General features: G+C 67.5%; 11 protein-coding genes. 5 read left to right on the top strand and 6 right to left on the bottom strand.

What is annotated here, in order from left to right; genetic code table 11:
* Nucleotides 1–141 precede the first annotated feature (141 nt).
* Entirely contained in the window at nucleotides 142–714 is a 573-nt protein-coding gene (locus ACWGID_RS08070; protein WP_452195598.1) for a YceI family protein, read from the bottom strand.
* A gap of 157 nt (nucleotides 715–871) precedes the next feature.
* Here ACWGID_RS08070 and ACWGID_RS08065 point away from each other — a divergent pair, with 157 nt between their 5' ends.
* The gene (locus ACWGID_RS08065) at nucleotides 872–1330 is read left to right on the top strand and encodes a MarR family winged helix-turn-helix transcriptional regulator (RefSeq protein WP_452195617.1); all 459 of its coding nucleotides are present in this window, start codon (nucleotides 872–874) and stop codon (nucleotides 1328–1330) included.
* A gap of 1 nt (nucleotide 1331) precedes the next feature.
* Here the strand turns inward: ACWGID_RS08065 and ACWGID_RS08060 are convergent, their stop codons facing one another.
* Nucleotides 1332–2699: an FAD-dependent oxidoreductase gene (locus tag ACWGID_RS08060; protein WP_452195596.1), complete on the bottom strand. Its 1368-nt coding sequence runs from the start codon at nucleotides 2697–2699 to the stop codon at nucleotides 1332–1334.
* An 82-nt stretch (nucleotides 2700–2781) separates the two neighbouring features.
* Between ACWGID_RS08060 and ACWGID_RS08055 the strand changes: the two genes are divergently transcribed.
* Entirely contained in the window at nucleotides 2782–3222 is a 441-nt protein-coding gene (locus ACWGID_RS08055) for a MarR family winged helix-turn-helix transcriptional regulator (protein WP_452195594.1), read from the top strand.
* A gap of 41 nt (nucleotides 3223–3263) precedes the next feature.
* Entirely contained in the window at nucleotides 3264–4121 is an 858-nt protein-coding gene (locus ACWGID_RS08050) for an aminoglycoside phosphotransferase family protein (protein WP_452195592.1), read from the top strand.
* Here the strand turns inward: ACWGID_RS08050 and ACWGID_RS08045 are convergent.
* From ACWGID_RS08045 to ettA, 4 genes are all read right to left on the bottom strand, one after another.
* Entirely contained in the window at nucleotides 4093–4725 is a 633-nt protein-coding gene (locus ACWGID_RS08045; RefSeq protein WP_452195590.1) for a dihydrofolate reductase family protein, read from the bottom strand. The genes ACWGID_RS08050 and ACWGID_RS08045 overlap by 29 nt on opposite strands.
* A complete protein-coding gene (locus ACWGID_RS08040; RefSeq protein ID WP_452195588.1) occupies nucleotides 4722–5213 on the bottom strand; it encodes an SRPBCC domain-containing protein in 492 nt (163 codons plus the stop codon). The genes ACWGID_RS08045 and ACWGID_RS08040 overlap by 4 nt, the downstream gene beginning before the upstream one ends.
* Nucleotides 5210–5605 carry an ArsR/SmtB family transcription factor gene (locus tag ACWGID_RS08035; protein ID WP_452195586.1) on the bottom strand — a complete coding sequence of 132 codons (396 nt, stop codon included), beginning with the start codon at nucleotides 5603–5605 and terminating at the stop codon, nucleotides 5210–5212. Before ACWGID_RS08035 ends, ACWGID_RS08040 begins: the two co-directional genes overlap by 4 nt.
* 111 nt (nucleotides 5606–5716) lie before the next feature.
* Nucleotides 5717–7399, bottom strand: a complete 1683-nt coding sequence (gene ettA, locus ACWGID_RS08030; protein WP_452195584.1) for an energy-dependent translational throttle protein EttA — start codon at nucleotides 7397–7399, stop codon at nucleotides 5717–5719.
* A 149-nt stretch (nucleotides 7400–7548) separates the two neighbouring features.
* Between ettA and ACWGID_RS08025 the strand changes: the two genes are divergently transcribed.
* Together ACWGID_RS08025 and ACWGID_RS08020 are read left to right on the top strand one after the other, a co-directional pair.
* The gene (locus ACWGID_RS08025; RefSeq protein ID WP_452195583.1) at nucleotides 7549–8067 is read left to right on the top strand and encodes a single-stranded DNA-binding protein; all 519 of its coding nucleotides are present in this window, start codon (nucleotides 7549–7551) and stop codon (nucleotides 8065–8067) included.
* 81 nt (nucleotides 8068–8148) lie between these two features.
* Nucleotides 8149–8766 carry an SRPBCC family protein gene (locus ACWGID_RS08020; RefSeq protein WP_452195581.1) on the top strand — a complete coding sequence of 206 codons (618 nt, stop codon included), beginning with the start codon at nucleotides 8149–8151 and terminating at the stop codon, nucleotides 8764–8766.
* The last annotated feature ends 76 nt before the right edge of the window (nucleotides 8767–8842 follow it).

Here is an 8842-nt window from a genome sequence, read left to right as displayed (position 1 = left end):
CACCAACCTCAACAGGCCGGCCAACTCCTCCGAAAACGACACGGTCCCCGCAACTCCTCAAATCGAGGTGTTGCGAGGACCGCATGAACCCGCCACCTGGTGCGGGGTCTTTCGCTGACTGGAGTCTGTTGCCGGCCGGGATCAGGCCTGCAGAGCAGCCTGGACGTCGAGGTGGATGTCCACCTTGTCACCGATCAGGAGCTTGCCACCCTCGAGCGGCACGTTGAAGTCGATGCCCCACTCCTTGCGGCTGATCGACGCGGAGGCCTCGAAACCGATGATGGTCTGGCCGTACGCGTTCTGGTCGACGCCGAGGAACTCGACCGCGAGCTCGATCGGCTTGGTGACGTCCTTGATGGTCAGCTCGCCGGCCAGGATGTAGTCGTCACCCTCGGGCTTGATCCCCTTGCTGACGAAGGTCATCTTCGGGCTCTTCTCGGCGTCGAAGAAGTCGCCGGAGCGCAGGTGACCGTCGCGCTGCTCGTTGCGGGTGTGCACGGAGGCCAGCTCGACCGAGACGCTGGTCGCGGACTCCTCGATGGTGTCCTTGACGTTGATCTCGCCGCTGAACTCCTGGAAGGTGCCGCGGACCTTGGTCATCAGGTGCCGGACGGTGAAGCCGATCTCGGTGTGCGCGGCGTCGAGGGTGTAGGTACCGGCGACCAGGCCGGGGATGGTGCTGATCACGGTGCCGGTGGTGGTGGTGTCGCTCATGAGGTCCTCTCGGGAAAGCTACTGAAACCGGGGTGGGTACTGTGGGGGCGAGGCGGTCATAGTTAAAAGTTCAACCGATGACCACGACAGTAGGTAGTAACTGTTTAAAAGTCAACTACATTCCCGGTACACTGTTCCCGTGACGATGGAGACTGAGATGGACCAGGGGACTCGGTGGCTCAGCGCCGAGCAGCAGGTGGCGTGGCGTGCGTACCTGCTGGGAACCGCACGCCTGATGGCCAAACTCGACGACGACCTGCGGCGGTTCGGCCTGGGCATCAACGACTACGAGATCCTGGTCCGGCTCTCCGAAGCCCCCGAGCGGCGGCTCCGGATGGCCGACCTGGCCGACCGGCTGCACCAGAGCCGGTCCCGGCTGACCCACACCGTCGGCCGCCTCGAGGCCGCCGACCTGGTCCGTCGCACGTCGTGCACGAGCGACAAGCGTGGCGTGTGGGCCGAGCTGACCGAGGGCGGCTTCGCGCTGCTCGAGCAGGCCGCGCCGTTCCACGTCGAGGGCGTCCGGGAGAACCTGGTCGACCTCGCCAGCACCGAGGACTTCGCCGCCATCGGCCGCGTCTTCGACTCGGTGTCGGAGCACATCGGCCAGCGCTGACTCAACGCTCCACCGGTGACGGGTTGATCTCCAGGGTCAGCTCGTCCCGGTCGGCGCCGCGGTAGGCGAGCATCGAGTCCCGCATCCGCCGCTTGACCGGCGGCAGGTGGTTGACCGCGCGCATCGCCGTCCGCAGGCCGGCCAGCGCCAGGCGACCGATCACGGGCTTGTGCACCGGGTCGTCCGAGGTCATCTGCGCCCGCGACTTGATCACCGCGTCGAAGCCGTAGTCGATCATCTTCGCCTCGTAGGCATGCACCGCCGGGATCAGCTCCTGACGACCGTCCCGTACGTCGATCAGCGCGCGGCACAGGTTGACGGCATCGCGGAGCGCGGTGTTCGCCCCGACGCCACGACCCGGCGTCATGGTGTGAATCGCGTCACCCAGCAGCGTCACGTTGCTCGATTCCCAGGACTCCAGCGGGACCGAGGTCCAGATGTTCACCGGGAAGCAGGTGCCCGGATCGGTCAGCTCGAACAGCCGGCGCAGGTTCGGGTGCCAACCGGGCGTCACATCCAGCGCAACCTTGATGAGCTCCTCGCCGCGGAGCTCCATGATGTCGGCCGGCAGCTTGTCCTTGGCCGCCGACAGACCCCAGTTGATGTAGTCCCGGGTGTTGTCGAACTGCAGACCCGGCCAACGCTGGATCAGCTCCTCGGTGTTGCCACCGATCCCGCTCTTCACTCGCCCGTCGCGGTCCCACTGGAACTCCATGACGTGCAGGATGCAGAACAGTCCGCGGGGCGCGTTGATCATCGAGATGCCCTCGAACACCTTCGGCGGGACGAGTTGCGCGCTCTCGGCGGTGATAGGCAGTTTGCCCGCAATCGCCACGATCCCGGTCTCCTCGGTCTTCGCCTGCGGCAGGTACTGACGGCGTACCCGCGAGCCCGAACCGTCGGCGGCGACCAGCACGTCACTGGTGGCCTCGGTCCCGTCCGCGAAGTACGCCGTGACCTGGTCACCGTGCTGCTCGAACCGGGTGAACTCCTTGCCGAACTCGACGACATCCTCCAGGCCGGTCAGCAGCACCTGGCGGAGCGTCATCCGGCTGATCGACTTCTCGCTCTCCACCGGGTCCGTCGACGCGGGGATCTCCATCGACAGGACCTCCTTGAGGTCCTCGGTGAGCATGTTGAAGTACTTCGGATCGCGCGCCTTGGTGGCCACGAACGTGTCGTACAGCTCCCTCGGCAGCAGCGCGTGCAGCGCCCGGCTGCCGTCCGGATCGATCCCGACCCGGTACCCGTGCAGGCCGTCGGTCCGCAACGCGTCGCGCTCGAACACCGAGACCTCGATCCCTGCCCGCCGCAGACCGTGGGCCAACGCGAGCCCGCCGGTCCCGCCACCGATCACCAGCACCTTCATCTCTCTCACTCCTTCAAGTATCTTGGCAATCCGAGTATCTTGGGAATCCGAGAGAAATGCAAGCCCTATGCTGAGGCGGACCATGACCAGTGCACGCGAAGAGCTCACCGGCGAGATCCAGCAGCGGCTGATCCGATTCATCGCCGAGGTGGTGCTGTACAACCACGCGGTCTCGGCCAAGGTCGGACTCGGCGCGAGCGACTCGCAGTTCATGACATTGCTGCAGACGCACGGCCCGCTGACGCCGCGGCAGCTCGCGGAGTACACCGGGCTCACGTCCGGCACCGTCACCGGCGTCATCGACCGGCTCGAGTCGCACGGCTTCGTCACCCGTCGGCCCGATCCCGGCGATCGCCGCAAGGTCGTCGTCACGCCGTCGCTGGAGGCGATCCAGGAGAAGCTGGTCCCGCTGTACGCCGACCAGGGCGAGCGGATGCACGCCGTACTGGCCAGCCGCAGCGTCGAGGAGCTGAAGACGATCTCCGCGTTCCTCGACGACTCGGTCACTGAAGCCACCAGCTAAACCGTTTGAGGCCGCTGGCGAGGTTCGAGAACCTTCTCGGCGTGACGGACTTTCACCAGGACGGCCGGGCCGGCATCGACGCGGCACTCGTACGGCGCCTGATCGCGCAGCAGTTCCCGCAATGGGCCGATCTGCCGATCACGCCGGTCAAGATCGACGGCTGGGACAACCGGACGTACCGGCTGGGGACGGACCTGACGGCGCGGCTGCCGACGCACTCGAGCTATGTCGCTGCCGTCGACAAGGAACACCGGTGGCTGCCGGTTCTCGCACCGCATCTGCCGGCCGAGATCCCTGAGGCTGTGGCCAAGGGCTCACCCGGCGAGGGATATCCACACCCGTGGGCGATCCGGCGCTGGATCCCGGGCGCGACCGCTTCGGTTGAGACGGTCCCCGATCTGGACGAGTTCGCGCGGGCGATCGCGGGCTTCATCCTGGCCCTGCAGAGCGTCGACGCATCGGACGCGCCGCTCGCCGGTGCGCACAGTTTCTACCGCGGCGCCCCTCCCGAGCACTACCACGACGAGACGCTCGAGGCCCTCGCCGCGCTGAAGGGGCGCATCGACACGGACCACGCCCGCGAGGTGTGGGACGCCGCGCTGGCCGCGACCTGGGACCGATCGCCGGTGTGGTTCCACGGCGACATCGCGAGCGGCAACCTCCTGGTCCGCGACGGCCGCCTCTCAGCAGTCATCGACTTCGGTACGTCGGGAGTCGGCGACCCCGCCTGCGATCTCGTCATCGCTTACACGTTCTTCACGGGATCATCCCGGTCCGCGTTCCGGGACGCCGTACGGCAGGACGACGCGATGTGGGCGCGGGCTCGCGGGTGGGCGCTGTGGAAGGCGCTCATCACCGAGGATCTGCCGGTTATCGAGCGCGTTCTCGAGGAGCGGTAACACCGGCGTACTCGCCGACGACCGCGGCGCCGACGACGTCGTACTCCAGCAGCAGGAGCCCGGTCGACGTTGCCTCTTGGGCTGTGAGCTTCAAGCCTGCGGTGTCGCTCGGCTGCTCGAACAACCGCCGACCGGCGCCGATCACGGTTGGCGCCACGACCAGTCGGACGACGTCCACCAGGCCTGCGTTCACCAGCGCGCCGCCGAGGCGGGCACTGCCGTGGATCTGCAGCTCGTTGCCTGGCTCCTTCTTGAGCTCCGCGACGGCGTCGATGTTCGCGAGGATCGTCGTCGGGTTCCAGCTCGCTTCGGTGAGGGTGCTGCTCACGACGTACTTCGGGAGCGAGTTCATCAGCTCGGTGAACGGGTCGTCCGGGTCGGTGATCTGCGGCCAGTCGCGCGCGAAGGCGTCGTACGTCCGTCGCCCGAGGAGCAAGCCGTCCGCTCGGTGCAGCCACTCGGCGGCCCGGCGTACGAACAGGTCATCCATGAACGGCACCAGCCAGCCGCCTCGGGTGAAGCCGTCGCTCGTGTCCTCGGTCGGCGAACCCGGGCCCTGACTCACGCCGTCGAGCGTGACGAACTCCGTCAGTACGAGCTTCATCGCACGACCTCGCCCTCGACGAGAGTGGCGAGCTGCTTGGTCACGCTGCCCCAGCCGTCGGCGAACCCGAGCTCCGCGTGACGCGAACGGCTGGCGGGATCGCCGTGCCGCGCGATCATCCGGTACTCCGTGCCGTCCGGGTGATCGGCGAGGATCACCTCGCCCGTCACCGCGATCGGCTGCGGATCCGCGGGCCGCCAGGTGCTGTCGATCGCATTCGTGAACGCGATTCGCTCGAGGTCCTCCGCGACCAGGATCACCGCATCGAGGTGCGGGCCCCACTGTGCACCGTCATCGCTGAGCTGGGTCACTAGGGCGCCGCCCGGCCGGATCTCCAGACGATCGACGCGACACATGGCCGGCGCCGGAACCCACCACTGCTCGAACCGCACCGGGTCCGTCCACGCACGCCATACAGCCGCCCGCGGCGCCCGAATCACGCGCTCCACCATCAGATCCAGCTCAGGATCAAACTCTCCCCGACTCACAGCCCCTCCTCCATCGTCACGACATGCTCCGTCTCCGCCACACCCTCCGGCCGCTCGGCATGCTCCGGCTGCTCCGCCGTGACGAAGCGTTCCAAGCGGTCGGTGCGGTCCTCCCAGATCCGCCGCTGCTCGTCCAGCCAGTCGTCGACCAGCGCCAGCCGCTCGCGGTTCAGCACGCAGGTCCGCACCCGCCCGGTCTTCACCGTGCGGATCAGCCCGTTCGACTCCAGCGTCCGGACATGCTTCATGAACGAGGGCAGCGTGATCGGGAACTCGGCCGCCAACTCCCCGACGCTCGTCGGTCCACGCCCCAGCCGCCGGATCACACTCCGCCGCGTCGGATCGGCCAACGCGACGAACACCCCGTCAACCTCCGCCGAATACTGTGCCATGCGGCTAAGTATTGCCTCGTCTTGATACTTAGCGCAAGAGCTAACTATCAGCAACGCAGAGGACCCCGCCTCCACAACCTGGGAGACGGGGCCCTTCGTACGGGTTTCTGCTCAGTCGCGCGTGAGCTTCCGGTGTGTGACACGGTGCGGCCGCGCCGCCTCCGGACCGAGGCGCTCGATCTTGTTTGCCTCGTACGACGCGAAGTTGCCCTCGAACCAGAACCACTGCGCCGGGTCGTTGTCGTCGCCCTCCCAGGCGAGAATGTGGGTCGCCACGCGGTCCAGGAACCACCGGTCGTGGGACACGACCACCGCACAGCCCGGGAACTCCAGCAGCGCATCCTCCAGCGACTGCAGGGTCTCGACGTCCAGGTCGTTGGTCGGCTCGTCGAGGAGCAGCAGGTTGCCGCCCATCTTGAGCGTCAGCGCCAGGTTCAGCCGGTTGCGCTCACCACCGGACAGTACGCCGGTCGGCTTCTGCTGGTCCGGCCCCTTGAAACCGAACGAGGCGACGTACGCCCGGCTCGGCATCTCGAAGTTCGCGACCTTGATGTAGTCGAGGCCGTCGGACACCTGCTCCCAGACCGTCTTCTTCGGGTCCAGACCGCCGCGCGACTGGTCGACGTACGAGATCTTCACCGTCTCGCCGAGCTTCAGGGCGCCGGCATCCGGCTGCTCCTCGCCGACGATCATCCGGAACAGGGTCGACTTGCCGACGCCGTTCGGGCCGACGACACCGACGATCCCGGCCCGCGGGAGACTGAAGCTCAGGCCGTCGAACAGCTTGCGGTCGCCGAAGCCCTTGATCAGCTTGTTGGCCTCCAGCACCGTGCTGCCGAGGCGCGGACCGGCCGGGATGTTGATCTCGTCGATGTCCAGCTTGCGAGAGCGCTCGGCCTCGGCCGCCAGCTCCTCGTAGCGGGCCAGCCGGGACTTGCTCTTGGTCTGCCGGGCCTTCGCGTTCGACCGGACCCACTCGAGCTCGCGCTCCAGGATCTTCTGCCGCTTGGCGTCCTTCTGACCCTCGACGACCAGACGGGCCTGCTTGGTCTCCAGGTACTTCGAGTAGTTGCCCTCGTAGCCGTAGGTGCGGCCGCGGTCGAGCTCGAGGATCCACTCGGCGACGTTGTCCAGGAAGTACCGGTCGTGGGTGATCGCCATGACGGCGCCCGGGTACTTCTGCAGGTGCTGCTCCAGCCACAGCACGGACTCGGCGTCCAGGTGGTTGGTGGGCTCGTCGAGCAGCAACAGGTCGGGCTGCTGCAGCAGCAGCTTGCAGAGCGCGACCCGGCGGCGCTCACCACCGGACAGCTTGTCGACGATCGCCTCCGGCGGCGGGCAGCGCAGCGCGTCCATCGCCTGCTCCAGCTGGGCGTCGATGTCCCACGCGTTGCGGTGGTCGAGCTCGGTCTGCAGGTCACCCATCTCGGCCAGCAGCGTGTCGTAGTCCGCGTCCGGGTCGGCCAGCTCGGCGGAGATCTCGTTGAAGCGGTCGAGCTTCTGCTTGGTGTCGCCGACCCCCTCCTGGACGTTCTCCAGCACGGTCTTGCCCTCGGTCAGCGGCGGCTCCTGCAGCAGGATCCCGACCGTCGCGTCCTCACCCAGCCGCGCCTCGCCGTTGTTCGGGTGCTCGAGCCCGGCCATGATCTTGAACAACGAGGACTTACCGGTGCCGTTCGGGCCGACGACGCCGATCTTCGCGCCGATCAGAAAGTTCAGCGTGACGTTGTCGAGAACGACCTTGTCGCCGTACGCCTTCCGGACGTTGCGAAGCGTGTAGATGAATTCCGCCATGCCCTAGAGCCTATGTGCTCCCCCTGGCGGTTTCCCAACCAGCCCTGAGGTTGTCCACAGCCGCGAAGATCACAGCGCCGCCCGCCGCCCGGCCGGTGCATCTTCTCCGGTGACAACGCATCCCGCGATCCATCGGAAGGCGGCCAATCATGAGCACCGGCGAGACCTACGTGACAGTTCTGGGCTGGGTCGGCAGCGACCCCGAGTTCAAGGAGGTCGGACAGAGCCCGCATGCATCGTTCCGGCTCGGCTCGACACCACGTCAGTTCGACCGCACCCTCGGCACGTTCGTCGACAAACCCACGACCTGGTTCAGCGTCCAGTGCTGGCGATCCCTCGCCCAGAACGCCTTTGAATCCGTACATGTCGGCCAACCGGTCATCGTCACCGGCCGGCTACGCACCCACGAGTGGACCAACGACGCCGGCGAGCAGGTCAGCCGGGTGATCCTCGAGGCCTTCTCCATCGGCCACGACCTCACCCGCGGCACGACGACGTTCAGCAAGAACCCGCCACGCGCCGAGCCGACCCGACTCGCCGCTCCGGCGGTCGTGCCCGCGTCCGACCCGGCCGAGGCGACCGCGACGCCGTATCCCGCTGATGAGTACTCCGCGACGACCCTGCCGCTGACCGCGACCGCGGGGTCCACGGAAGCGGAGGCGGCGTGATTATCTCAGCCTTGACTTATATAAGTCCTGAACGGCATTCTGGGGACCATCTCAGCAGCCGAGCAGGAGAGGGAAAGACCCGTGATCGACATCCTCGAGCACATCAACGCGGTCCAGCGGGAGGTCAGCCGCACCGGCGAGACCGTGACGGTGCTGATGCGCCGCACGTACCAGGCGGAGCCGGAGGAGCTGTGGGACGCCCTCACGGACCCGGAGCGGATGCGCCGCTGGTTCTGGCCGGTCACCGGCGACTTCAAGGTCGGCGGCACCTTCCAGCTGGAGCAGAACGCCGGCGGCGAGATCCTCGAGTGCGAGCCGCCGAAGCGGTTCAAGGTGACCTTCGGCGGTCCGACCAGCCTGCTGGAGCTCCGGCTGCTGCCCGGCTCGGGCTCGTCGACCGAGCTGGAGCTCGAGCACTCGATGAGCGAGGCACCCGCCCCCGGTGGCTCCGGCGCGCTCTGGGTCGGCCCCGGCTGGGACGGCGGCCTGCTCGGCCTCGCGCTCTACGTCGACGGCGACCTGCCGGCGGACAACAACCCGGTCGAGCTCGCCGAGTCGCCGGAGGTCCTGCAGTTCAACGAGAAGTCGGTCCGCGCCTGGATCGAGTCGATCCGCTCCTCCGGCACGACCGAGGAGAAGGACCTGACCGAGGCCGCGAAGATCTCGATGGCCCAGTTCGCCCCCGGCACCGAGCTGTAAGTACTGCGAAGCGCGCGCCGGGGCACCCACCGGCGCGCGCCCCCCCCAGGCCTTTCTCCCCCCAGCCCCCCCCGGC

The organism is Kribbella sp. NPDC054772 (assembly GCF_053611945.1).
Note: the sequence above shows the minus strand (reverse complement) of the source record. Positions and strands in the feature narration are given on the sequence as shown.